We start from the raw sequence: 22,783 nt of genomic DNA, 5'->3' as shown, positions 1-22,783 counted from the left end.
TGACAGGGCAACCGGCTGTTGCTCATGCGCCCCCGCAAGGGTTCAGACGGTCTTTTTCAAGGCCTTGACGGCCTTCAGTACATCGTCGACATGTCCTGGCACTTTCAGGCCGCGCCACTCTTCTTTCAGCTGGCCGTCGGCGCCGACCAAAAAGGTACTGCGCTCAATGCCCTTGACCTTTTTGCCGTACATAATCTTGTTTTTGACCACGCCGAACATGTGGCACATTTTTTCCTCGGTATCGGCAATCAGCTCGAACGGGAGTTCCAGCTTGGACTTGAACTCGTCGTGGGACTTCATGTTGTCGCGCGATACCCCGAAGACGGTTGCGCCAGCCTTCACAAAGTCCTTGTATCGGTCGCGAAACTGCATGGCTTCGGTGGTACAACCGGGGGTGTTGTCTTTGGGATAAAAATACAGGACAACGACGTTGCCCAGATGTGTCTGGTTCGACACCTTGATACCGCCTGTGGCGTTCGCTTCAAATTCGGGGAGTGGTTTATTGACGACGACTGCCATACTGAGTGGACCCTGACGAAAGTAGTTGTAATTAGCCTGGGCGTTTGGCAACGTTCCGATAGGTGTCCCGGGTCTGCTACCAAGCGCAACCCTAGATTTTACTCTGAAAGACGAAGTGTTTCAGGCTGTATGTCCCGCAGGCTCGATCAGCAGGGCGGCCAGCACCTGCCGTCCCTCGCCCGCCAGGATGTTGTAAGTGCGGCAGGCCGCCAGCGTATCCATGGTTTCAAGACCGATGCGCTTTTCCATCAGTGCGCGCAACAAGGCGGGCGGAGGAAAGCGCAGGCGCGTCCCACTGCCAAAAATAACCAGTTCGGGTTGTGTCTGCGCCAATTGTGCGAAGTGCTCCGCGGTGAGGTCCTCAAAGCGCGCGCAATTCCAGTCAAATTTCTCCCCGCGTGAGCCAATCACAATGCTGCGCTCGATTTTTTCAGCCACGCCGTTGCTGCCCAGGCCTATCCAGCCGGGACCGTAACCCAGGATGGATTGAACATCGAGACGGTCTGGTTGAAGTTTCATGGGCAGTCAGGTGTTGTAGAGGCCAGAAATGGCAAGGGGCAAAGGCTTTTGGCAGGCCAATTGCCAGGAAAAAGCGCTTTTTATGTGGTCAAATTATAGATTCCGCCTGAATTTTTTGTTGCAGTGCCGGTGTTTCTTCCCAATGACCGCCATGGTAATCGGGACAATTCCCCGAACCACGACCACCGCAGTCTTTGCCCGACTATCCAGAAAAACAGCCTCATGAAACCGATCACCAAATCAGCCAAACTGGCCAATGTGCTCTACGACATCCGCGGCCCCATCATGGACGCCGCCAAACAGATGGAGGAAGAGGGGCAAAAGCTCATCAAACTCAACCTGGGCAACCTGGCGGCGTTCGGTTTCGATGCGCCCGAGGAAATCCAGCAAGACATGATCCGCAACCTGCCTTCCTCGGCCGGCTATTCGGACAGTAAAGGCATTTTTGCGGCGCGCAAGGCGGTGATGCACGAAACCCAGAAGCAGGGCATCAAAGGAGTGCTGCTCGACGACATTTACCTGGGCAACGGCGCCAGCGAACTGATCGCGATGGCTACCAATGCGCTGCTTGACGACGGCGACGAGTTGTTGTTGCCCGCGCCTGACTATCCCTTGTGGACGGCCAGCGCCAGCCTGTCGGGCGGCACGCCGGTGCATTACCTGTGCGACGAAGACAACGGCTGGATGCCCAGCCTGTCCGACATTCGCGCCAAGATCACGCCAAGAACCAAAGCCATCGTCGTCATCAACCCGAACAATCCGACCGGCGCGCTGTATTCCGACGAACTGCTCAAGGGCATCGTCGAGATAGCGCGTGAATATGACCTGGTGATTCTGGCGGACGAGGTCTATGACAAGGTGCTTTACGATGACGTCAAGCACACAGCCATCGCCAGCCTGTCGACGGACGTGCTCACGCTGACCTTCAATTCACTGTCCAAGAGTTACCGCTCTTGCGGCTACCGCGCCGGCTGGCTGGTGGTGTCGGGGCCTAAAAAGTCGGCACAGGACTACATCGAAGGCCTCAACATGCTGGCCAACATGAAGCTGTGCTCCAACGTGCCGGGTCAGTGGGCAATCCAGACCGCCCTGGGCGGCTACCAAAGCATTAATGACCTGACGTGCGAGGGCGGACGCCTGCGTCGGCAACGCGACCTGGCGTACCAGCTGATCACCGCGATTCCCGGGGTCAGTTGCGTCAAGCCCAGCGCTGCGCTTTACATGTTTCCCAGGCTCGATCCAAAGGTCTATCCGATAACGGACGACCGGCTGTTTTTCCTTGAATTGTTGAAGGCGACCAAGGTCATGCTGGTGCAGGGAACCGGCTTTAACTGGGCGTCGCCCGATCATTTTCGCATCGTCTTTTTGCCGCACGAGGAAGACCTGCGCGAGGCCATCAAGCGCATTGCCCAATTTCTCGAAAATTACCGCAGCAAGCAATCAGACCGTCAATTTCCCCCGCTCGTTTTAGCGGGCAGCAAGCAGTAACCAAGACAGGCAGGACTTCCAGGTGACCCTAAAAACAACGACGATGAATTTGAGCCCGATCCGGGTCGGCCTTCTGGGCATGGGCACTGTGGGCAGCGGCACCTTCAACGTGCTGCGGCGCAACCAGCAGGAAATATTGCGCCGCGCCGGCCGCGCTATCGAGATCACCATGGTCGCCGACCTTGACGTGGCGCGCGCCCAGGCCCTGGTGGGTGAGGGCGTGCAGGTGGTGGGCGATGCCCGCCAGGTGGTCGCCAGCCCCGACATCGACATCGTGGTTGAGCTCATTGGCGGCTACGGCATTGCCAGGGCCCTGGTGCTGGAGGCGATTGAGGCCGGCAAGCATGTGGTCACCGCCAACAAGGCACTGCTGGCCGTGCATGGCACCGAGATTTTTGCCGCGGCGCACCGCAAGGGCGTCATGGTCGCGTTCGAAGCGGCCGTTGCCGGCGGCATTCCCATCATCAAGGCGCTGCGCGAAGGCCTGACCGCCAATCGTATCCAGTGGATCGCCGGCATCATCAACGGCACCACCAACTTCATCCTGTCCGAGATGCGCGACAAGGCTCTGGACTTTGACGTGGCACTCAAGGAAGCGCAACGCCTGGGTTATGCCGAAGCCGACCCGACCTTCGACATCGAGGGTGTCGACGCCGGCCACAAGGTCACGCTGATGTCGGCCATCGCCTTTGGCATTCCGGTGCAGTTCGATAAGGCGTATGTCGAGGGCATCACGACGCTGGCGGCGCAGGACATCCGCTACGCCGAGCAACTCGGCTACCGCATCAAGCTGCTGGGCATCACCAAGCGCGCCGCGGGCGGCATAGAGTTGCGCGTGCACCCCAGCCTGGTGCCGGCCAAACGACTGATCGCCAACGTTGAAGGCGCGATGAACGCGGTAGTGGTGCAGGGTGATGCCGTCGGCACCACGCTGTACTACGGCAAGGGCGCCGGCAGCGAGCCGACCGCCAGCGCAGTCATTGCCGACCTGGTCGACATTGCGCGCCTGCACACGGCAGACCCCGGGCACCGCGTGCCCCACCTGGCGTTTCAGCCCGACACCTTCAACCAGGCGATGAGCGACCTGCCCATCGTGCCTATGAGCGACGTGGTGACCAGCTACTACCTGCGCCTGAACGTGGCCGACCAGGCCGGCGTGCTGGCCAAAGTCACCGGCATTCTGGCGGCGCTGGGCATCAGCATCGATGCCATGTTGCAGCGCGAAGCCGATGAAGTGGGCGGCGAAGGCGCCACGCAAACCGATCTGATCATCCTCACGCACGACTGTGTGGAAGCGAAGATGAACCAAGCCCTGGCGCAGATGCAGGCGCTGCCCACCGTACTGTCGCCCATCACCCGCATCCGCAAAGAGGAACTCGCCTGATGCGCTACCTCTCCACGCGCGCCACATCAACCGACACGACCGAGCGCAAGCGCTTTTGCGAAATCCTGCTGGAAGGCTTGGCGCCCGATGGTGGCCTGTATCTGCCCGAGCACTATCCGCAGATTGACGCGGCGACGCTGACCCGCTGGCGCGGTCTGTCCTACGCCGATCTGGCGTTTGAAATTTTGTCGCTGTATATCGACGACATCCCGCCAACCGACCTGAAGGCGATCTGCGCAAAGACTTATACAGAAGCCGTGTTTGGAACCCAGGAAATCGTTCCTTTGAGGAAGCTCGAAGACGGCCTGTACCTGGAGGCTTTGTCCAACGGCCCGACGCTGGCCTTCAAGGACCTGGCCATGCAGCTGCTCGGCAACCTGTTTGAGTACGAACTGGCGCGTCGCGGTGAAGAGCTCAATATCCTGGGTGCCACCAGCGGAGACACCGGCAGCGCCGCCGAATACGCCATGCGCGGCAAAAAAGGCGTGCGCGTCTTCATGATCTCGCCCAACGGCCGCATGAGCCCGTTTCAGCAGGCGCAGATGTTCAGCCTGCAGGATGAAAATATCCACAACATCGCGATTGATGGCGTGTTTGACGACTGCCAGGACATCGTCAAGGCGGTCTCCAACGATCTGGATTTCAAGCGCCAATACAAAATAGGCACGGTCAATTCGATCAACTGGGCGAGGCTGATGGCGCAGGTGGTTTATTACTTTTCGGGCTATTTTCAGGCCACAAAGTCGAACACCGAAAAGGTCAGTTTTTCCGTTCCCTCGGGCAATTTTGGCAATGTCTGCGCCGGCCATGTGGCGCGCAGCATGGGCCTGCCGATAGACAAGCTGGTGGTCGCAACCAACGAGAACGATGTGCTCGACGAGTTCTTCCGCACCGGCGTTTACCGTGTCCGCAGCAGCGCCGACACGCATGAAACATCCAGTCCGTCCATGGACATTTCCAAGGCCTCGAATTTTGAGCGCTTTGTGTTTGACTTGCTGGGCCGCGACGGCGCCAAAACCAAGGCGCTGTTTTACGACCAGCTGGCCAGCCAGGGCAGTTTTGATCTGAGCGCTGATGCGGCTTTCAAATCTGCAGCCCAGCGCTACGGTTTTGTTAGCGGCAAGAGCACCCATGCCGACCGCCTCGCGACCATTCGAGATACCTGGCAGCGCTTTGGCAGCATGATTGACACGCACACCGCCGATGGCGTGAAGGTGGCGCGCGAGCAGATTCAAGCAGGTGTGCCCATGATCGTGCTGGAAACCGCGTTGCCCATCAAGTTTGCCGCCACGATTGAGGAGGCGCTGGGCAGATCGCCGGATCGGCCGGCCCGCTTTGAAGGCATCGAGGCCCTGCCCAAGCGCGTCAGGCTGCTGCCGGCCGACGTGGCGGTGATCAAGCGCTACATTGCCGATCATGTCCAATAAATCGATTAAATCGAGCTCTAGCCCATATACAGCGGGCGCAAGCAGCTATGTAATTGATAGTAAAACACAACGCCTGAAAGTCACCGCATGAAAGTTGTCGGATTTGCCGGGTACTCGGGCTCCGGCAAAACAACGCTGGTCGAAAAGCTGATTCCTGCGCTCAAGCTACGTGGCCTGCGGGTGTCGGTTGTCAAGCACGCACACCTCAGCTTTGACGTGGACCACCCGGGTAAGGATACCTTTCGTCACCGCGAGGCGGGCGCTTTTGAGGTGGTGGTGGCCTCGCCGCATCGGCTGGCGCTGATGCGCGAGTTTGAAAAGCCTTCACAGCTGACGGTTCACCAGCTGATTGCCGAGCTTTACGAGGGCGTGGACTGGGTTCTGGTCGAGGGCTTCAAGGACAGCGACCTGCTAAAGATTGAAGTCTGGCGCGCGCCTTCGGCCGACTATGCCGGCAAGCCGGCCCGCTACATGGACGATGACTTCATCGTCGCCATTGCCACCGATGCGCCCGAGCGCCTGCCCGCAGCAACCTTGCGTCCGGTGCTGGATTTGAACAATCCAGACGCCGTGGCCGAGTACCTGCTCAACAATCAGGATAGATTTGAATACTCGTTTGAAGAACGCTTTGGCTAATACCGAGCCACCGGGCTAGACAAGTCCGGTTCACTCCAGTCTGCGCCCGCCAGATACCGACACCCGCCATGACTAAATTTGACATGCCAGCAGCACCCGAACGTGCGCCCCGCAAGTCTCTCAAACCTCTGGAAGAGGCGCTGGCCGAGCTGCTGGCCCAAGCGGCACCCCTGCCGGGTATTGAAACCGTCTCCACTTTTGATGCCGACGGCCGCGTGCTGGCGCAAGACCTGCTGTCCAGCCTGGACGTGCCAGCGCACGACAACAGCGCCATGGATGGCTACGCCGTACGCTGCGCCGACTGGGAAAATTTCACCACCGTTTTGCAGGTCAACCAGCGCATTCCCGCCGGCAGCAGTGGCCACCCGCTGGCGCCGGCTTCGGCGGCGCGTATCTTCACCGGCGCGCCCATCCCGCCCGGCGCCGATGCCGTGGTGATGCAGGAAGACTGTGAAACGCTGGACGCCGGCGCTGCAGAATCCCCGGGCGTTCGCATCCGGCTGCACCCCAAACCTGGCCAGTGGATTCGCCGCCGCGGTGAAGATGTCGCCAGCGGCTCTGCGGTGCTGCGCCGCGGTGAGCGCCTCACGCCCGCGGCGCTAGGCCTGGCGGCCAGCATCGGCTTTGACCAGCTCCAGGTGGCTGCGCGCGTGCGGGTGGCGCTGTTTTCTACCGGCGACGAACTGGTCATGCCCGGCGACGTGGCACCTGCTGACATGAAGCCCGGCGCCATCTACAACTCCAACCGATTCTTTTTGCGGGCGCTGCTGCTACGGCTGGGCTGCACAGTCACCGATTTGGGCATCGTGCCCGACCGGCTGGATGCGACCGTGGCCGCACTGGAGCGCGCCAGCCAGCAGCACGACCTGATTCTGACCAGCGGGGGCGTCTCGGTCGGTGAAGAAGACCACATCAAGCCAGCCGTGCAGGCGCTGGGCGATCTCAAGCTCTGGCAGATCGCCATGAAGCCGGGCAAGCCGTTTGCGTATGGAAAAATCGGCGCCAGCCACTTCATCGGCCTGCCAGGCAACCCGGTTTCCAGCTTTGTCACCTTCCTGCTGCTGGTCAGGCCCTTCCTCCTCAAGCTCCAGGGCGGCACCCGGCTTGCTATTAAATCAATAGCACTGACCGCCCATTTTGATTGGGCCAGAGCCGATAAGCGCCGCGAATTCTTGCGCGTCAAGCACGATGCCACGGGCGGGCTGGCGCTGTTCGACAACCAGAGCTCAGGCGTACTCACGTCTGCGGTCTGGGGAGACGGGCTGGTCGACAACCCGCCTGACCAGGCGATTGCGCACGGCGACCTGGTGCGGTTTATTGCGTTTTCAGAATTTCTGGCCTAAAAAGTTTTGGCCTAACAATTCCCATGAGTTCCCATGAAAATCACCGTCAAATATTTTGCCTCCATCCGCGAAGCCATAGGCCAGGGCTGCGAGTTGCGCGAAACCTCGGCCACCAGCCTGTCTGCCCTGCGTGATGAACTGCTGGCGGCCAGCCCTGCGCATGCCGCCGGCCTGGCGCGCGGCAAATCCGTCCGCATGGCGCTCAACCAGGTCATGAGCGACGAGTCAGCCGCGTTGACTGATGACTGCGAAGTGGCGTTTTTCCCGCCGGTCACAGGAGGCTGAGATGAGCGCCCGCGCCGTGATTCAGACCGAAGATTTTGATCTGGCTGCCGAGATTGAAGTGCTGCGCAAAAATGACAAGCGCGTGGGGGCGGTCTGCAGTTTCATCGGCACCGTCCGTGACAGGAGTGTGGCCCCCGCGCTAGTCACTTCGTGTACTGCGCTGCCCCTTGAGGGGGCGCTTTCGCCCGAGGGCGGGCCGGCGGCGAAAGAGACGGTTCTCTCGATGGAACTCGAGCACTACCCCGGCATGACCGAAAAGGCCATTGAGGCCATGATTGACGAGGCGATGGCGCGCTTTGACATTTTTGGCGCCCGCGTCATTCACCGGGTCGGGCTGCTGCAGCCGCTTGATCAGGTGGTCATGGTGGCGGTGACGTCGGCGCACCGGGGCCAGAGCTTTCAGGCCTGCGAATTTTTGATGGACTACCTGAAAACCCAGGCGCCGTTTTGGAAAAAAGAGCAAACGCCCGAAGGCGCGCGCTGGGTCGATGCCCGCGCTAGCGACGACGCGGCGCTGGCCAAATGGGGCATCAGCGCCTGCAACATCTGAGCCAAGGCTCGAGCTGGGCCAGCGCCGCGCGCCCGGAGTTTGATTTTCATCAAATCGGGTCGATTCAAGTTGGCTCGGCCGCCCGGCGCGCCTTGCAAAGCCGAAGAAAAGCCCCAAGATCGAAAAGGACAAACCTTTTTTGATTTCCACCCGGAGTGACTTCATGCGGCAAGACAAACTGACCACCAAATTTCAGGAAGCCTTGGGCGACGCGCAATCGCTGGCGCTCGGCAATGACAATGGCTACATCGAGCCCGTCCACCTGCTGGCCGCAATGCTGCGCCAGGACGACGGGCCGCGCGCGCTGCTGGAGCGCGCCGGCGTCAACATCAAGGGCTTGATGCAGGCAGCCGACGTCGCCGTCAAGAAGCTGCCGCAAGTGCAGGGACAGGACCAGATTCAGGTCGGGCCCGACCTGGCCAAGCTGCTGCAGGCGACTGAAAAGGAGTCCATCAAGCGCAATGACCAGTTCATTGCCGGCGAGCTGTTTTTGCTGGCCCTGACCGACAGCAAGAGCGACGCGGGCCGCATCGCCAAAGAAAATGGCCTGACCCGCAAGGCGCTGGAAGCCGCGATTGATGCCGTGCGCGGCGGTCAGAATGTGAATAGCGCCGACGCTGAAGGCCAGCGCGAAGCGCTCAAGAAATACTGCATGGACCTGACCGAGCGCGCCCGCCTCGGCAAGCTCGACCCGGTGATTGGGCGCGACGATGAAATCCGCCGCGCCATCCAGGTGCTGCAGCGCCGCACTAAGAACAACCCAGTGCTGATAGGCGAGCCTGGCGTCGGCAAGACCGCCATCGTCGAAGGCCTGGCCCAGCGCATCGTGGCCGGCGAGGTGCCCGATTCGCTGAAAGGCAAACGCGTGTTGTCGCTCGACATGGCGGCCCTGGTGGCCGGCGCCAAGTTCCGGGGCGAATTTGAAGAGCGCCTGAAAACCGTACTCAAGGAATTGGCGCAAGAGGAAGGCCAGACCATCGTTTTTATCGACGAGCTGCACACCATGGTGGGCGCCGGCAAGGCCGAAGGGGCGATGGACGCCGGCAATATGCTCAAACCCGCGCTGGCGCGTGGCGAGCTGCACTGCGTGGGCGCCACCACCTTGGCCGAGTACCGCAAATACATTGAAAAAGACGCCGCTCTTGAGCGCCGCTTCCAGAAAATCCTGGTCGGCGAGCCATCGGTTGAAGCGACGATTGCCATCCTGCGCGGGCTGAAAGAAAAATACGAGCTGCATCACGGCGTGCAGATCACCGACCCGGCCATCGTGGCCGCGGCCGAACTGTCGCACCGCTACATCACCGACCGCTTTTTGCCCGATAAGGCGATTGACCTGATTGACGAAGCGGCCAGCAAGGTCAGCATTGAGCGCGATTCAAAACCCGAGGTGATGGACCGGCTGGACCGCCGGCTGATTCAACTGCAAATTGAGCGCGAAGCCGTGCGCCGCGAAAAAGACGAGTCTTCGCAAAAGCGCTTTGGCCTGATCGAGGAAGAAATCGTCAAGCTGCAAAAGGAAATTTCAGACCTGGACGAAATCTGGCAGGCCGAAAAGGCCCAGGCCCTCGGCTCCAAAGACGTCATGGAAGAAATTGACCGCATTCGCTTCCAGATTGAAGAGTTCACCCGCAAGGGCGACTTCAACAAGGTCGCCGAACTGCAATACGGCAAGCTGCCCGAGCTGGAAAAACGCTTGAAGGCGGCGCAGGCGGTGGAGTCCGAAAAGATCATTGGCAGCGCCCCCAAGCTGCTGCGCACGCAGGTAGGCGCCGAAGAAATCGCCGAAGTCGTGGCACGCTCCACCGGCATTCCGGTCAGCAAGCTGATGCAAGGCGAGCGCGACAAGCTGTTGCTGATGGAAGGCAAGCTGCACGAGCGCGTGGTGGGGCAGGACGAAGCCATAGGCGCGGTCGCCAACGCGATTCGCCGCTCGCGCTCCGGCCTGAGCGATCCAAACCGGCCGACCGGCTCCTTTTTGTTTCTGGGCCCCACGGGCGTCGGCAAGACCGAGCTGTGCAAGGCGCTGGCCGGATTTCTGTTCGACAGCGAAGACCACCTGATCCGCGTCGACATGAGCGAGTTCATGGAAAAGCATTCGGTGGCCCGCCTGATAGGCGCGCCGCCCGGTTATGTCGGCTACGAAGAGGGCGGCCACCTGACCGAAGCGGTACGCCGCAAGCCTTACAGCGTGTTGCTGCTCGACGAGATCGAGAAAGCCCACCCGGACGTTTTCAACGTGCTGCTGCAGGTGCTCGACGATGGCCGCCTGACCGATGGCCAGGGCCGCACGGTGGACTTCAAGAACACCGTGATCGTCATGACCAGCAACATCGGCTCGCCGATTATTCAGATGATGGTGGGGCGGCCGACCGAAGAGATCAAGGACGCCGTGACGGACGAGCTGAAAAATTATTTCCGTCCGGAATTTTTGAACCGCATTGATGAGACCGTGGTGTTCCATGCGCTCGACGCGAAAAACATCGAATCGATCGCGCGAATCCAGCTCAAGGTGCTGGAAGAACGTTTGCAGAAAATGGAGCTCACGCTGCAAGTGTCCGAAGCCGCGATTGCCGAGCTGGCCAAGGTGGGTTTTGACCCGGTGTATGGCGCCCGGCCGCTCAAGCGGGCAATTCAGCAGCGCATCGAAAACCCGCTGTCCAAACTGCTGCTGGAAGGCCGGTTTTTGCCCAAGAGCGTCATCCCGGTGGAAGTGGACCCGATTCGCGCGCCCGGGGTGTTCAGCTTTGGTGCGCCCGTGGCGGCTTGAGTCGCCTCGCAGGATGCTATGAAATTAATAGCTGCTTGCGCCCGATTTTATTGGGCTAGAGGCATAATTTTATGCCGTAAGGTCAGGAATGCGGCGGTGCATTGGCAACTGCTCAAACCAGTTCAGCGCCGCGCTCCGTAGGGGTTGCGATCGGGTCACCTGACAGGCGGCGGGCAAATCAGCTGTTGCACACGCGTCGCTTTTTCGCCTGATCGGTTTTGCGCTCAATGGATACCCTGGCGGCTCGAACTGCCCGGGCAACGAAGATGTGGCGTGAGTCCCGCCCCAAACCCCTGACAGGAGCGCGCACTCGTTGGCTTGGTGCGCGGATTTTGCTATTCTATTGATAGCTGATTGCGCCCATCCCTTGTGGGCTAGAGGCCTGTTTTATGCATGAAAAGGCGGTAGCGCTCGGCATGGCGGTACAGAATGGACGGCAGGGACTTGCTCCAGGTTGAATTGAGGCCGGCAGTCAGCGCTTCATGGCCGACCACTAGGCCGTGCCCAACGGCGGCGAGTGCAAGGTTCGCGAGCTGATCCCACAGAACACAATGGGATAAGGGCGCAATAGCTGCGAAAGGGTCGTCGTGTTCATGAGCGCCTTGGTGTTTGCGCGCAAAATCTTTCGAAGGGCGTGTCGATTTCAGGCATTTCAATTCGTCGTAGTGTCAGGGCCGCCCGTTGATCCCGAATGACTTCGGAGCCGGTGCGGCTCCCACAAGCGATTCAAGGAGAAAGACCATGCGTGCGATGGTCATCGTGAAAGCGACGAGCCAGACAGAAGCCGGCGAAATGCCCAGCACGGAGCTGCTTGCAGCAATGGGCAACTTCAATGAAGAACTCGTCAAGGCCGGCGTGATGCTTGCGAGGGAAGGACTGCACCCGAGCGCGAAGGGCAAACGGGTGCACTTCTCAGGCAAGCAGCAGACCGTGATCGACGGGCCGTTCACGCAGACCAAGGAACTCGTCGCCAAATTCTGGCTGTGGCAAATCCAGTCCATGGAAGAGGCGTCGAATGGGTCAGGGCGCTGCCCCGACCCGATGGAAGGCGACTCTGAGATGGAAATTCGCCGCGCGTCCGAGGCCGACGATTTCGGCGCCGAGTTCACACCCTAGTTGCGGGCTTGCTGATGTGAGCGTGAAGATAAGCGCGCTGTACTTGCTATGCATTTAATAGCTGCTCGCGCTCGTGTCTATTGGGCTGTAAGTCTAGTTGATGCATGAAACTGGTTGATTCCCTGTTTTACGCCTTCCCGCCTTTAGGTTCTCAACTTTTCAGGAGCAAAGAAGTGACCAGCAAAAATACGATCTGTCTCTGGTTCGACGGCACTGCCGTCGACGCCGCAAACTTCTATGCCGAAACTTTCCCCGACAGCGCGGTGGGTGCCATCCACCGCGCGCCGGGCGACTATCCCGCCGGCAAGCAAGGCGATGTCCTCACCGTTGAGTTCACCGTGGCAGGCATCCCCTGCCTCGGGTTGAACGGCGGCCCGCAGTTCAAGCACAGCGAGGCGTTCTCGTTTCAGATCGCGACCGGCGACCAGGCCGAAACCGACCGCTTGTGGAACGCGATCGTCAAAAATGGCGGGCAGGAAAGCGAGTGCGGCTGGTGCAAGGATCGATGGGGCCTGTCGTGGCAGATCACTCCACGCGCCCTCATCGCGGCGGTGACTGACCCCGATCGCGCGGTGGCCAAGCGCGCGTTCGAAGCAATGATGACGATGAGAAAAATCGATATTGCCGCGATAGAGGCGGCGCGGCAGGGCTGACACATGTAACCAAGAGGCGCGCGAAAGTGACGAGGAAGCCTGGAGAAGCTTCGTCGATAAGTTATCAATTTTCCTAAGGAGCGCCGAATGACCGATCTGATTCTCACCACTTTCGATTGGGTTCCCGAAATGCCGCGCGGCTACGTGCGTGACATACGGGTGCGTTGGGGACTGGAAGAAGCCGGGTTGCCTTATCGCGTTGAGAGCGTGCCATTTCGCAATCGAGATGCCGGGCATTTCTCGTACCAGCCCTTCGGCCAAGTGCCCTGGTTGACCGACGGAGACATCTCGATCTTCGAGAGCGGCGCGATCCTGCTTCATCTAGCCGAGCGCAGTGACGCGCTGATGCCTGTCGATCCGCGTGGTCGCAGCGAGGTTATTCAATGGCTGTTCGCAGCGCTCAACTCAGTCGAAATGGCTAGCCTTCCCTTTTCCTTATTCAAGTTTACCGGCGATACCATCGAGACACCGGGAAGAAAGCTCTTTGACCAGTTCCTCAAGGCCCGGCTCCAGCATATGGAAGCCGTGTTATCACGTCGCGAATGGCTAACCGGGGCGTTCTCCGTTGCCGACATACTCATGGCGGATGTGCTGCGCCTTGTTGATCGGTTCGATGGGCTGACGGGATTTCCCGCCTGTCATGCCTATGTCGCGCGCGCCACGGCTCGCCCGTCCTTCGTGAAGGCATACGCAGACCAGATGGCCCACTTTGATGCGGCAGATGCAGCTTGATACATGCGCCGCAGAACCCGCCCTGCTGGGTTCCAGGCGCTGGCAAGGTGGGTTCGGCACCCGCCTTTGCGCAGAACTCATATGTCCGCTAATGGTCGATGGCCGGGGCCGGGGCCATCGAAATCGCGGCCGCATAGCTGACCTAAGCCTGTAACCTTGAGTCACCGGTCGGGAGCAGGCAGTTTCAATATTCGACAGTTTGGAGTCAGTCTTAACCGGACCGAGAAAAGCCGGATTTAATATTTGCCCAGCAGGACGTAGAACAACTTGCGCAGCGTACCGGCTGGCCGCTCTGGAGTTGCCCAGCCGCCCGGTCACTGCGCAGCCCAGCCACCGTCCAGCGCCCGGTAAACGCTGACCAGCGCCGTCGCCGTGTCGGTCTGCGCCTGCGCCTGCGCCATCTGGTCGCGGTTGTTCAGCACTTCGCGTTCGGCGTCCAGCACGATCAGAAAGTCGGTCACCCCCGAGTCGAAACGCAGGCGCACCATTTGCGCCGCTTCCTGCGCGCTGGTGGCTGCGGTCAGCAGGCGTTCGGCGCCCCCCAGCCTTCGGCCAACGCTGGATGAATGCACGCGCGCGGTGGCGGGTCGCGCTCCATCTGCTATGCTATTGATAGCTGCTTGCGCCCGTCCCTTATGGCCTATAGGCCGATTTGATGCATGAAAAGGGCGATGGCGCTCGGCATGGCGATACAGACTGGACGGCAGGTACTTGCCCCAGTTTGAATCAAAGCCTGCCATTAGCGCTGCATGGCCGGCTACTACGCTGTGCCAGATGGCGGCGAGTGCGAGGTCTGCGCGCTGATCCACCCCCAGGGTCGAGCCCAAGATTGCCTTGTCACCAAGGCCGAGCTGTGCGGCCCCGGCTGCCACATCGGCGCGTGCTGGTGGCTGATAACACCGCGCGGTGGCGCGCTTCGTAGTCGGCGACCAGCCGATGGCCGTGTCCGGCATGTACCCGCGCACCGTCGGCCGAGACAAATGATCGGTCTGGCGACTTCAAGAGTTGCTGGGGCGCTTGATGAGTACCCGCATTGCAAACGGGAGCGGATCCTGGCAACCGGCAGCTTTCCGGCTACGCAATTCAGTTCTAGTCATTCCATTTCTAAATCATCCGTACACTTTGTCGGCTTCGCTAGCTGTACGTTTGTACTGTCGTCGCTTCGCCTTCGCGTTCACGAATGATTTAGAAACGGAATCAGCGGTCATTTTCAATCCGCCAATTCTTTACCAGAGCCGCCAAGTTCTGCGGGCATGTCTGCGTACTTTGGCAGGCCATCAGCTAGCGAAAGAACTTTTTCGGCATAGTGAACATGAAGTCCTGGCTTGAACTCCATGTCAGGAAGCATGGCGGAATAAACGTCGATGAGCCCCATTTCAGGGTGATCGGTCATAAGGTGACCCCCGCATTTGGTGCAGAACTTTCGGTGACTCTGAGCCGTTTTATGGAACTCTCCGACATGTTCGGCACCCTGTGTGATCTCGACGGCGCCAGGGCGCCAGAGGGTAAAACCATTGACCGGGGATGCTGACCACGATCTGCAGGACTGACAGTGGCAGTAACCCATTCCTTCGGGTGTCCCCACAACGGATAACTTGACCGCACCGCAGAAGCACTGGCCTGTGTATGTATTCGTTGACATGGCTATTTCCTTTTTGTTGATTGCCCTAATTCGTGAAATCGACTGGCCGCATCGCGGTGCGACTCACGTACAGCTTGAAAACATCGGGCCTGGCGTAATGCCCGCTCTCATCGAACTTCCGGCGTGACGCCTGAACAGCGGCGACGTCCAACTTTGCAATGAGAAGCCCCTTTTCCTTATGCATGGGGCCGGCCACAATGCCGCCAAATGGCTTGTAAACCACCGCATCGCCAGGGTTCACCCATTCGTCTTTGTTCGGGAACAGCTCATCCAGATGGGGAACGCCGTCCGGGATGTCAGAGGCTTCCAGCGACGTTGCACATCCAATGACCCAGCAGCTACCTTCGCACGCAATATGCCGCGCCAACGGCATGTAGTTTTCCCAGCAAATCAGCGTGCAGATCCTGCCCACCGCGGTGTCAACGACGTTCAGGCCAGAGCCGTCGCCAAAACCCCAAAACATCCTCTCTGGATTGATGGGCATCAACTTGCGATGATTGTTGGCCAGTCGCCCGTCCGCATCAATAATCGCGCAGCTGTTGAAGATCGTGCTGCTGCTTCCCAAGCCGTCCATCTCTTGATACCCCAGCAAAATGGCAACTCTATGCTCCTTTGCGGCCTCCTGCAATGGTCTAAACCCCTCTTTGCTACGGTCAACCGAGTTGGCGCGCAAGCGCGCGTAGAGCTCATCGGTTTTCCCCATTCCGATGCCCGGCGCAAGACGCCAGACGAAGTTGGGGTAACCCGCAAGCCAGGCTTCGGGAAACACAATCAGCTCACACCCCTTGCTCGCGGCATTGGCAATCAAGTCGGCCGCTCTGTCCATCGATTTACTCAGATTCAGATAGACCGGAGGTTCTTGAATTACAGCGATTTTGGGCATGGTATTTCTCCTTTTGAAACATCAACCGGTGATGACTCCGGCAGGATTGCCTGAATGCTATTTAGTCGCCGAAGCGACGAGCATCTCGCTGGGGCCTTCGAACCTGCCGTCGTGCTCAAACTGAAGGCAATCGAGGGCGGAGTCCAAGCGGACCGGGGCAACGACACGCTCGATGCGGACATCCTTGAACCCTGCATCTGACAGCCGCTTCGCCAGTACATCCGGATCACCCAGGCTGAAACTTGCATTCGCGCAGAATTGGCTCGCTTGACCAAGAAAGCCGCTCCCAGGCTGCTCTCTCGATTCGGTGTCGGTCCGCAAGCGGCCTCCACCTTGCTGATAACCGCTGGCGATAACCCCGCCCGGTTGCACAGCGAAGCAGCGTTGGCGGCACTTTGCGGAACCAGTCCTCTGCAGGCATCATCTGGAAAAGTCCAACGTCATCGACTCAATCGCGGCGGAAATCGCCAAGCAAACAACGCCTTGTGGACGATTGCAATGGTTCGTATGCGAAGTGACGCGCGCACCCGGGATTACGTCGAAAAACGCACGGGTGAAGGGCTATCAAAGAAGGAGATATACCGTTGCCTCAAGCGCTACATCGTTCGTGAGCTGTACCCACTCATCCTGGCTGATTTGAAAGACTCGGCGTCTTCTGCTTGACATAGGAACGTCAACGCCGTCAACGCCGTCATGGAGCGATTCTTTCTGAATCTGAAGATGGAGCGAGTCTGGCAAAAAGACTATGCCAACCACAGCGAAGTAATGACCGATGTGGCTGACTACATCGTTGGCTTTTACAACTGCGAGCGCCTGCCTTCCAAACTGGGGAACTTGTCACCCAACGCAACTCCACTACCTATTGATGTGTCCGAATTAACTTGACCACCACAGCCCGTAGCGGAGCGAAGGACGTAGTCAGCAGGGTGGCCTTTTGGTGTTCGCATAACTTCGCATTGCGAAGTGAGCGAACCCCCACCACGTGAACTTTGGGTTACTTTTCTTGTGGCGAAGCAAAAGAAAAGTGACTAGCTGCCGGGCTACCCCAGCCAGTCCACTCGAAAAAGGAAAAAGTGCTATCAAATAAGTAGCTACTCACGCCCATACTCTTTGGGCTACAGCCATATTTACGAGGAAGAATCCGACTATTTTGCAAACACCGTAAGGTGAGTTCTCGGAGGAATTCAAACCACAGCGCCAAACAACCTGCCCACCCCAGCCGTAATGCCCATGGCCAGCGCACCCCAGAAGGCCACGCGCAGCGCCGCCTTGAGCACCGGAGCGCCGCCAGCACGCGCGGCCAGTGCGCCCAGCGCCGTCAGAAACACCAGCGAGGTGCCCGCCAGCAGCGGCACCAGCTGCGCCGCAGGGGCCAGCACGGCGGTCAGCAAGGGCAGGGCGGCGCCGGCGGCGAAGGTGGCTGCCGAGGTGAGTGCCGCCTGCACCGGCCGCGCGCTCACGGCCGCCGAAATTCCGAGTTCGTCGCGCGCATGGGCGCCCACGGCGTCGTGCGCCATCAACTGCTGCGCCACCTGCGTCGCCAGTTCGGGCGTCAGGCCGCGCGTCACGTAAATGCTGGCCAGCTCCCGATGTTCGGATTCGGGCGAGGCCACCAGTTCGGCGCGCTCGCGCACCAGGTCGGCCTGCTCGGTGTCTGACTGTGAACTGACCGACACATATTCGCCCGCCGCCATCGACATGGCGCCGGCTACCAGCCCGGCCACGCCTGTCAGCAGCAACGCCCCGGACCCCGCGCTGGCAGCCGCCACGCCCACCATCAGACTGGCCGTTGACACAATGCCGTCGTTGGCCCCCAGCACGGCGGCGCGCAGCCAGCCTATGCGTTCGGTGCGATGCAGTTCGGGGTGCGTGCTGCGCGGCATGGCGTTTTTTAGTTCCCTTCAAGCCTGCGCAGGCGCGTGCGCAGCTGTTCCAGTTCATCCAGCAGTTCCAGCGCCAGTGCAGCGCCCGCCAGGTTCACGCCAAGGTCGTTCTGCAAGCGCAGCGCGACCCTGGCGCGCTGCAGGTGCACGCCGCTAAAGTGCCACTGATCGGGTGCGGCACGCAGGGAATCACCCGCTGGCGCCAGCACGCCTTCATGCACCAGTTCGATGATCAGGTGGGGCGGCACGGCGCAGGCGCGGCAGATGTCGTCCAGGCTCAGCTCGGTCTGCTCCTCCAGAATGAAGCCTATGAGTTGCGCTTGCGTGGCGTTGGATGTCATGTGGGGTCCTCCAGGTGGGCGCGCGGCTTGAACGCCTTAAACGCCACGGCCATGTCTGCATAAACTTTCTTCGCCGATTCGCTGTCGCCCGGCGGCAGGGCCAGCTGCAGTACAAAGTAAAAATCACCGGGGGTCTTGCCCGGCAGGCCGCGCCCCTTGAGCCGCAGCTTGCGGCCGGCGGCCGAGCCGGCCGGGATTTTGACCTCGACCCGGCCCGTCGGCGTTGGCGCTTCGACCTCGGCGCCGAGTGCGGCTTCCCAGGGCGCAACCGGCAGGTCCATGTAGACATCGGCGCCGTCGGCGCGGTACAGCCGGTTCGGTAAAAACTCGACGTCAAGGTACAGGTCGCCCGGGCTGCCCTGGCCGATGCCGGGCGCGCCCTGTCCGGCCAGGCGGATGTGCTGGCCGGCGCGTATTCCCTTGGGAATCGCAAACTCAATCGTGCGCTCCTGCAAGCGCACTTGTCCGCTGTCGTCCGCCTCGGGCACACGCAGCTGCAGCGTGCGGCTGGCGCTGCGGTAGGAATCTTCAATGTCGATCTGGATGCGCGCATGCTGGTCGTGGCCATGCATGTCGAACGACGCGCCGCGGCCGCCGCGCCCCGTAGCCGCCCCGCCCATGCCTTTGAACAGCGACTCAAAAAAGTCGCTGTGGTCAGCGTCCCCACCTGCGCTAAAAGCCGCGCCGCCGGCTTGCTGGCGGGCGTTCCATTCAGGCGGCGGACGGAACTCCTGGCCGGCTCGGTAGTCGGCGCCCAGCCGGTCGTAAGCCGCCCGCTTTTCCGGGTCGCCAAGTACCTCGTACGCTTCCGCGGTTTCCTTAAAGCGCGCCTCGGCGTTTTTTTCCTTGCTGACGTCGGGGTGGTATTTGCGCGCCAGCTTGCGGTAGGCCCGCTTGATGTCCTCGGGCGCCGCGTCGCGCGTCAAGCCCATGGTTGTGTAGTAGTCCTTGAATTCCATGAAAAACCTTCAGGAGATGCGAAGTGATTGCACCTCTGCCTTGACGGTAACGGAAAGCCCGTGTGCAGGGTGTAGGAAATGTGCGCCAATGTCCGCTCTTGTTACGCGCAGCGATATGCAGGGACTTCCCACCCGATGCTCAAACACCGATTTTGAGCAGCTCGGCGGCTTCGACCGGCAGCAAGCGGCCGGGCAGCGACACAGCGGCATGCCGCCCGGTCTTGACCATGTCCTGGACGCTGGCAAGCATGGTCTTGCTGGCGACGATGGCCCAGCCGAGCATCTGCGCCTGCTTTTGCAGCAGCAAGGTGGCGCTCACCGCGTCGCCTACCGGCAGGATCTGGGTTGGCGCACCGTTGAGGGGGTCTTCCATGCGGGCCAGCACGACCGGGCCGCTGTGCAAGGCCACTGAAACCTGGAACTGCGGCAGCTGGCGGTCCGCAAACCGGCTCTGCAAATAGTGGCGCATGCGCTGCGCCGAGTCGATCAGTCCGAGCGCGGCCCGGCTGGCGCGCAGGCCATGGTTGACCGACTGCGTGTCGTTGCTCTCGACGAAAACTGCCAGCAGTCCTTCGCCGACAAACTGCATGTGGCGTGCGCCGAAAAGGTGAACGGTATCGCCGGCGCTACCGTAAAACGTTTTAACCAGCTCGCTAAGCTCGGCACCGCTCAACTGCTCAGTCAGCGCGCTGTAGTTGGCCATGTCAACAAACAGTACCGTCGCGTGGGCGAATGTTTCGTCGCTGGCGCTGCCTTCCGCGGCTGGCCAGCCATCGCCCAGTTCTTGCACCAGGCGCTTCTCGTACAACCTCTCAAGCGCCACCTTCACCGCCGTGGTGACGGCCTCGTCTTGCCGCGCGCTCTGCCCGGCGCTTCGGGTGAGCTGGGCGTCAACCGCCAGAGTGAGTTCGCTGGGCTCGAACGGTTTGGTGATGTAGTCGTCAGCGCCGGCCGTCATGCCGTGACGCACATGAACCCGGTCTTGCAGGGCCGTCAGCAGGATCACCGGGGTGGCGGCGAGGGCGGGGCTTTGCCGCACCGAATCGAGCACCTGGAAGCCCGTCATGCCGGGCATCTGGACATCGCTGATGATGAGGTCGGGATGGTGGCTCTCGACCAATTGAAGCCCCTCGCTGCCGTTGCCTGCGGCCAGCACCTCGTAGCCTTCGTGGGTTAGCAAATGCACCATCAGGGTTCTGATGTCGGCGTCATCTTCCATCACGACAATCACGGGCATGCGGTATTCCTTGGAGGCTTGTTATGGTTTTTTGGGTGGACGTGTGCTGCCTGAAGTCCGGGCGGGGCCAAGCATCCTGGGGGCACCATGTTACAGGGCGCCAACGCGGCCGCAGGTGGTCGCTGACTTGCGCCGCTTTCTGACTGGTGGCGGCTTGGTTGCGGGACCAGCCCTAGCGCGCCGCGCCAAACAGCTGCACCCAGTAAATTCCCAGGCTGCTTTTGCTGTTCACAGCAAAGGCTGCGCCCATCTCGTTGAACGCCGGCGCCATGATGTTGGCGCAATGGCCGGGGCTGTCTAGCCAGCTTCGCATGGCCGTGTCGGCCTGCAACTGGCCGGCGGCGATGTTCTCAGCCAGGGCGCGCCGTGGGTAGCCGGCGCGGCTGGCACGTTCAACCATGCTGCCGCCGTCGCGGCTGGTGTGGCTGAAGTAGTCGTAGCGCGCCATATCGGCGGCGTGGCCGCCGGCGACGGCCTGCAGCGTGGTGTTGAGCCGGACCGGGCCGGCCGCCGCGAAAGACTCGTTGCCGCAGCGGCGCGGCCTGGCGCGTGCCTGGTTCACCAGGGCCAGCACCCGTGCCTGCGCGTTGCCGGCCTGCGCCGTGGCGGGCGGCAAGAAGGGCGCGGCCAGCACTATCCAGGTTTGGCTGCCGCGCTGGTGAAAACCGGCCTCGGCCAGCCCGCCCTGCATGATGGCGCTGCATGACTTGCCGACCGCACCGCGCGCCAGTGCGGCGCCCACGGTGGTGCTGCGCAGCGTGACCTGCGCGGCCCGCACGGCGCGGTAGTCGGCAGCCATCAGCGCGTCAGCGAACTTGCTGCCACCCGCGACGAGTGCGGCGGCGCGTGAGAGGCTGGGGTTTTCACGCAGCGGCGCGGCCGGGCCGTCCTTTGCAGCCTTGCTGGCGCAGCGTGTTGAGTGCGCGCAGCAGCGCGGGGTGGTCGGTCGCGCTCGCCTGTGCCTGTGCGCTGACGCTTAGCAGCATGCCCAGCGCCAAAGACCCCGCTGCGCGGCGCCAAGCGCTCTGTGCGCTCATCATCGTGCCAACAACTTTCATCGGCTCATGATAGCGGCGCACCTTTGCCGGGCTGGTCCGGCGGCTGCGTGCAAAGCGCACGGCAGGGGCTTGGTTGCTCCTGTTTTAATAGCTGCTTACGCCCGTCCTTATTGGGCTAGAGGCATATTTAGTTACGGAAGTGAGGCGGCGGCCGGCCCCGACCGGCTGAAACGCCGGGTGCGGTGAATGCCGGCGGCGCGCAACCGCTGCGCCTCACGGCCGGCCCGTGCCCGCCGCCGGCGCGGCAGCGCTGATGAGGCGCCTGATTTCCGTCAGCTTGACCTTCAGGCGCCGCTGATGGTCCGGCCCGGTGCGCAGCAGCATTTTTTGTCCGGCCGTCAGCGATCTGAACTTCGGATCGGTGAATTCGTAGCGCACCCAGGGCCGCACCGAGGGGACGGGGCCTTTGACTTCAACCAGGCTCACTTCGGGCGGGCCGGCCGGCACCGGGGTGGCCAGCAGCAGATCGATAACGGCGACCAGCCGGTCGTTGAAATAGCGGCGCGGGTAGCCGAGCTCTTCGTAGGCCTGCTGAAACAGCGGGTAGAGCCGGGCATACAGCTTGACGGCCTGCGCGGCATCGACCGACTCGATGAACAGCACCAACGGGGTGTAGCGCTGGCTGTTGTTCGGGCTGATGGTGGTGGTGGCCGCGCTGCCAGCTGCCAGCGTGGTGAAGCGCCCCGGTGTTGGCGTCACTGGCCAGAGGGCAGGCGCCGCGTGCTCGCGCGCCAGGTTGTCGGTGGTGGCTACCACGCGCCGGGCAAAACCGTCGAGCAGAAAAAAGGTCAGCACGTTCTTGCGCCCCAGCAACTCGGTCAGGGCTGCGCTCACAAAAGAGTCTGCCTTTGCCAGCGCGGGCAGTGGCGGGCTGGACGCGGCCGCATCGGTGTCAATCGGGTACTGGATGGCCTGCTCAGAAGCTGCGGACTCTGATGCTGCGGGGGGTGCTTGGTCTGATGGCGCGGGCAAAATCGGTGCGGTCGGCGCGGTAGCAACGGGGATGTGTATAACGGCCGGCCGCGCGCGCTGTTGCCACCAGTAATACCCGCCGGCGCTGATGGCGATGACGGCGATGACTAAGACCGTGTAAAAGGTTGTGAACAAGGTGGGTGCATATTTTTTCATGGTCGTTTGACTATGTGTGCAATCTGCTGCCATGAGGCTGCTGTGGCTGGCTTTTCATGCTAACACTGCGGAAAAGCCCTGCCGGCGAGGCGATGATCGGCAGGTTAGGTGCTCTTGTTTTGATAGCTGCTTGCACCCACCGATATTGGGTTATGGCCAGTTTTTGCTCTAAAAAATGCCAGATCAGCGTGGCGACGCGTCAGGCGGTGATCGCCTTTGCTTGACTCGGGCCT

Annotated in this window: 22 protein-coding genes and 2 pseudogenes; 12 read left to right on the top strand and 12 right to left on the bottom strand. The window is 61.0% G+C overall.

Annotated elements, in window-relative coordinates:
• Positions 1–42 precede the first annotated feature (42 nt).
• Positions 43–519, bottom strand: a complete 477-nt coding sequence (locus HHJ18_RS03360; protein WP_296911499.1) for a peroxiredoxin — start codon at positions 517–519, stop codon at positions 43–45.
• A 120-nt stretch (positions 520–639) separates the two neighbouring features.
• Positions 640–1,038 (bottom strand): Mth938-like domain-containing protein, encoded by a 399-nt coding sequence (locus tag HHJ18_RS03355; protein ID WP_296911497.1) that lies wholly within the window; start codon positions 1,036–1,038, stop codon positions 640–642.
• 222 nt (positions 1,039–1,260) lie between these two features.
• Here HHJ18_RS03355 and HHJ18_RS03350 point away from each other — a divergent pair, with 222 nt between their 5' ends.
• From HHJ18_RS03350 to HHJ18_RS03300, 11 genes and pseudogenes are all read left to right on the top strand, one after another.
• On the top strand, positions 1,261–2,526 hold the full coding sequence (locus HHJ18_RS03350; protein ID WP_296911495.1) for a pyridoxal phosphate-dependent aminotransferase: 1,266 nt from the start codon (positions 1,261–1,263) through the stop codon (positions 2,524–2,526).
• Positions 2,527–2,575: 49 nt separating this feature from the next.
• Positions 2,576–3,910 (top strand): homoserine dehydrogenase, encoded by a 1,335-nt coding sequence (locus tag HHJ18_RS03345; RefSeq protein WP_296911911.1) that lies wholly within the window; start codon positions 2,576–2,578, stop codon positions 3,908–3,910.
• A complete protein-coding gene (gene thrC, locus HHJ18_RS03340; protein ID WP_296911493.1) occupies positions 3,910–5,337 on the top strand; it encodes a threonine synthase in 1,428 nt (475 codons plus the stop codon). The genes HHJ18_RS03345 and thrC overlap by 1 nt, the downstream gene beginning before the upstream one ends.
• 84 nt (positions 5,338–5,421) lie before the next feature.
• A pseudogene (mobB, locus tag HHJ18_RS03335) lies at positions 5,422–5,973 on the top strand (molybdopterin-guanine dinucleotide biosynthesis protein B); the annotation flags it as partial.
• A gap of 68 nt (positions 5,974–6,041) precedes the next feature.
• Positions 6,042–7,316 (top strand): gephyrin-like molybdotransferase Glp, encoded by a 1,275-nt coding sequence (gene glp / locus HHJ18_RS03330; RefSeq protein ID WP_296911491.1) that lies wholly within the window; start codon positions 6,042–6,044, stop codon positions 7,314–7,316.
• 33 nt (positions 7,317–7,349) lie between these two features.
• A complete protein-coding gene (locus HHJ18_RS03325; protein ID WP_296911489.1) occupies positions 7,350–7,601 on the top strand; it encodes a MoaD/ThiS family protein in 252 nt (83 codons plus the stop codon).
• A 1-nt stretch (position 7,602) separates the two neighbouring features.
• On the top strand, positions 7,603–8,151 hold the full coding sequence (locus HHJ18_RS03320; RefSeq protein WP_296911487.1) for a molybdenum cofactor biosynthesis protein MoaE: 549 nt from the start codon (positions 7,603–7,605) through the stop codon (positions 8,149–8,151).
• Between the two features lie 163 nt (positions 8,152–8,314).
• Positions 8,315–10,918: an ATP-dependent chaperone ClpB gene (gene clpB, locus HHJ18_RS03315; RefSeq protein WP_296911485.1), complete on the top strand. Its 2,604-nt coding sequence runs from the start codon at positions 8,315–8,317 to the stop codon at positions 10,916–10,918.
• A gap of 741 nt (positions 10,919–11,659) precedes the next feature.
• Positions 11,660–12,034 carry a YciI family protein gene (locus HHJ18_RS03310; protein ID WP_296911483.1) on the top strand — a complete coding sequence of 125 codons (375 nt, stop codon included), beginning with the start codon at positions 11,660–11,662 and terminating at the stop codon, positions 12,032–12,034.
• Positions 12,035–12,207: 173 nt separating this feature from the next.
• On the top strand, positions 12,208–12,687 hold the full coding sequence (locus HHJ18_RS03305) for a VOC family protein (protein ID WP_296911909.1): 480 nt from the start codon (positions 12,208–12,210) through the stop codon (positions 12,685–12,687).
• An 87-nt stretch (positions 12,688–12,774) separates the two neighbouring features.
• Positions 12,775–13,419, top strand: coding sequence for a glutathione S-transferase family protein (locus HHJ18_RS03300; protein ID WP_296911481.1), 645 nt, complete (start codon positions 12,775–12,777; stop codon positions 13,417–13,419).
• 314 nt (positions 13,420–13,733) lie between these two features.
• On the opposite strand, the gene HHJ18_RS03295 is transcribed toward HHJ18_RS03300, so the two are convergent.
• The 3 genes from HHJ18_RS03295 to HHJ18_RS03285 form a co-directional block, all read right to left on the bottom strand.
• A complete protein-coding gene (locus HHJ18_RS03295) occupies positions 13,734–14,246 on the bottom strand; it encodes a TolC family protein (protein ID WP_296911479.1) in 513 nt (170 codons plus the stop codon).
• Between the two features lie 383 nt (positions 14,247–14,629).
• On the bottom strand, positions 14,630–14,986 hold the full coding sequence (locus HHJ18_RS03290; RefSeq protein WP_296911907.1) for a GFA family protein: 357 nt from the start codon (positions 14,984–14,986) through the stop codon (positions 14,630–14,632).
• A 100-nt stretch (positions 14,987–15,086) separates the two neighbouring features.
• Positions 15,087–15,944: a carbon-nitrogen hydrolase family protein gene (locus HHJ18_RS03285; RefSeq protein ID WP_296911478.1), complete on the bottom strand. Its 858-nt coding sequence runs from the start codon at positions 15,942–15,944 to the stop codon at positions 15,087–15,089.
• Between the two features lie 282 nt (positions 15,945–16,226).
• Between HHJ18_RS03285 and HHJ18_RS03280 the strand changes: the two are divergent.
• Positions 16,227–16,829 (top strand): annotated as a pseudogene (locus tag HHJ18_RS03280) (transposase); the annotation flags it as partial.
• A 299-nt stretch (positions 16,830–17,128) separates the two neighbouring features.
• On the opposite strand, the gene HHJ18_RS03275 reads toward HHJ18_RS03280, so the two are convergent.
• From HHJ18_RS03275 to HHJ18_RS03245, 7 genes are all read right to left on the bottom strand, one after another.
• Positions 17,129–17,827 (bottom strand): VIT family protein, encoded by a 699-nt coding sequence (locus tag HHJ18_RS03275; protein ID WP_296911476.1) that lies wholly within the window; start codon positions 17,825–17,827, stop codon positions 17,129–17,131.
• An 8-nt stretch (positions 17,828–17,835) separates the two neighbouring features.
• A complete protein-coding gene (locus tag HHJ18_RS03270; protein WP_296911474.1) occupies positions 17,836–18,168 on the bottom strand; it encodes a chaperone modulator CbpM in 333 nt (110 codons plus the stop codon).
• Entirely contained in the window at positions 18,165–19,127 is a 963-nt protein-coding gene (locus HHJ18_RS03265; protein ID WP_296911472.1) for a DnaJ C-terminal domain-containing protein, read from the bottom strand. The genes HHJ18_RS03270 and HHJ18_RS03265 overlap by 4 nt, the downstream gene beginning before the upstream one ends.
• A 139-nt stretch (positions 19,128–19,266) precedes the next feature.
• Positions 19,267–20,364, bottom strand: a complete 1,098-nt coding sequence (locus tag HHJ18_RS03260; RefSeq protein WP_296911470.1) for a response regulator — start codon at positions 20,362–20,364, stop codon at positions 19,267–19,269.
• Between the two features lie 172 nt (positions 20,365–20,536).
• Positions 20,537–21,163, bottom strand: coding sequence for a CAP domain-containing protein (locus HHJ18_RS03255; protein WP_296911468.1), 627 nt, complete (start codon positions 21,161–21,163; stop codon positions 20,537–20,539).
• A 64-nt stretch (positions 21,164–21,227) separates the two neighbouring features.
• Entirely contained in the window at positions 21,228–21,422 is a 195-nt protein-coding gene (locus HHJ18_RS03250; RefSeq protein WP_296911466.1) for a hypothetical protein, read from the bottom strand.
• Between the two features lie 213 nt (positions 21,423–21,635).
• Positions 21,636–22,550, bottom strand: a complete 915-nt coding sequence (locus HHJ18_RS03245; protein ID WP_296911464.1) for a DUF3014 domain-containing protein — start codon at positions 22,548–22,550, stop codon at positions 21,636–21,638.
• Positions 22,551–22,783 lie beyond the last annotated feature (233 nt).

This window comes from Polaromonas sp., assembly GCF_012927455.1.
Classification (GTDB): Bacteria; Pseudomonadota; Gammaproteobacteria; order Burkholderiales; family Burkholderiaceae_C; genus Polaromonas.
Note: the sequence above shows the minus strand (reverse complement) of the source record. Positions and strands in the feature narration are given on the sequence as shown.

Coding starts and splice junctions, on each gene's coding strand:
- HHJ18_RS03360 (WP_296911499.1), bottom strand. CDS start 519: ATGGCAGTCGTCGTCAATAAACCACTCCCCGAATTTGAAGCGAACGCC.
- HHJ18_RS03355 (WP_296911497.1), bottom strand. CDS start 1,038: ATGAAACTTCAACCAGACCGTCTCGATGTTCAATCCATCCTGGGTTAC.
- HHJ18_RS03350 (WP_296911495.1), top strand. CDS start 1,261: ATGAAACCGATCACCAAATCAGCCAAACTGGCCAATGTGCTCTACGAC.
- thrC (WP_296911493.1), top strand. CDS start 3,910: ATGCGCTACCTCTCCACGCGCGCCACATCAACCGACACGACCGAGCGC.
- glp (WP_296911491.1), top strand. CDS start 6,042: ATGACTAAATTTGACATGCCAGCAGCACCCGAACGTGCGCCCCGCAAG.
- HHJ18_RS03325 (WP_296911489.1), top strand. CDS start 7,350: ATGAAAATCACCGTCAAATATTTTGCCTCCATCCGCGAAGCCATAGGC.
- HHJ18_RS03320 (WP_296911487.1), top strand. CDS start 7,603: ATGAGCGCCCGCGCCGTGATTCAGACCGAAGATTTTGATCTGGCTGCC.
- clpB (WP_296911485.1), top strand. CDS start 8,315: ATGCGGCAAGACAAACTGACCACCAAATTTCAGGAAGCCTTGGGCGAC.
- HHJ18_RS03310 (WP_296911483.1), top strand. CDS start 11,660: ATGCGTGCGATGGTCATCGTGAAAGCGACGAGCCAGACAGAAGCCGGC.
- HHJ18_RS03300 (WP_296911481.1), top strand. CDS start 12,775: ATGACCGATCTGATTCTCACCACTTTCGATTGGGTTCCCGAAATGCCG.
- HHJ18_RS03290 (WP_296911907.1), bottom strand. CDS start 14,986: ATGGGTTACTGCCACTGTCAGTCCTGCAGATCGTGGTCAGCATCCCCG.
- HHJ18_RS03285 (WP_296911478.1), bottom strand. CDS start 15,944: ATGCCCAAAATCGCTGTAATTCAAGAACCTCCGGTCTATCTGAATCTG.
- HHJ18_RS03275 (WP_296911476.1), bottom strand. CDS start 17,827: ATGCCGCGCAGCACGCACCCCGAACTGCATCGCACCGAACGCATAGGC.
- HHJ18_RS03270 (WP_296911474.1), bottom strand. CDS start 18,168: ATGACATCCAACGCCACGCAAGCGCAACTCATAGGCTTCATTCTGGAG.
- HHJ18_RS03265 (WP_296911472.1), bottom strand. CDS start 19,127: ATGGAATTCAAGGACTACTACACAACCATGGGCTTGACGCGCGACGCG.
- HHJ18_RS03260 (WP_296911470.1), bottom strand. CDS start 20,364: ATGCCCGTGATTGTCGTGATGGAAGATGACGCCGACATCAGAACCCTG.
- HHJ18_RS03255 (WP_296911468.1), bottom strand. CDS start 21,163: ATGGCTGCCGACTACCGCGCCGTGCGGGCCGCGCAGGTCACGCTGCGC.
- HHJ18_RS03250 (WP_296911466.1), bottom strand. CDS start 21,422: ATGAAAGTTGTTGGCACGATGATGAGCGCACAGAGCGCTTGGCGCCGC.
- HHJ18_RS03245 (WP_296911464.1), bottom strand. CDS start 22,550: ATGAAAAAATATGCACCCACCTTGTTCACAACCTTTTACACGGTCTTA.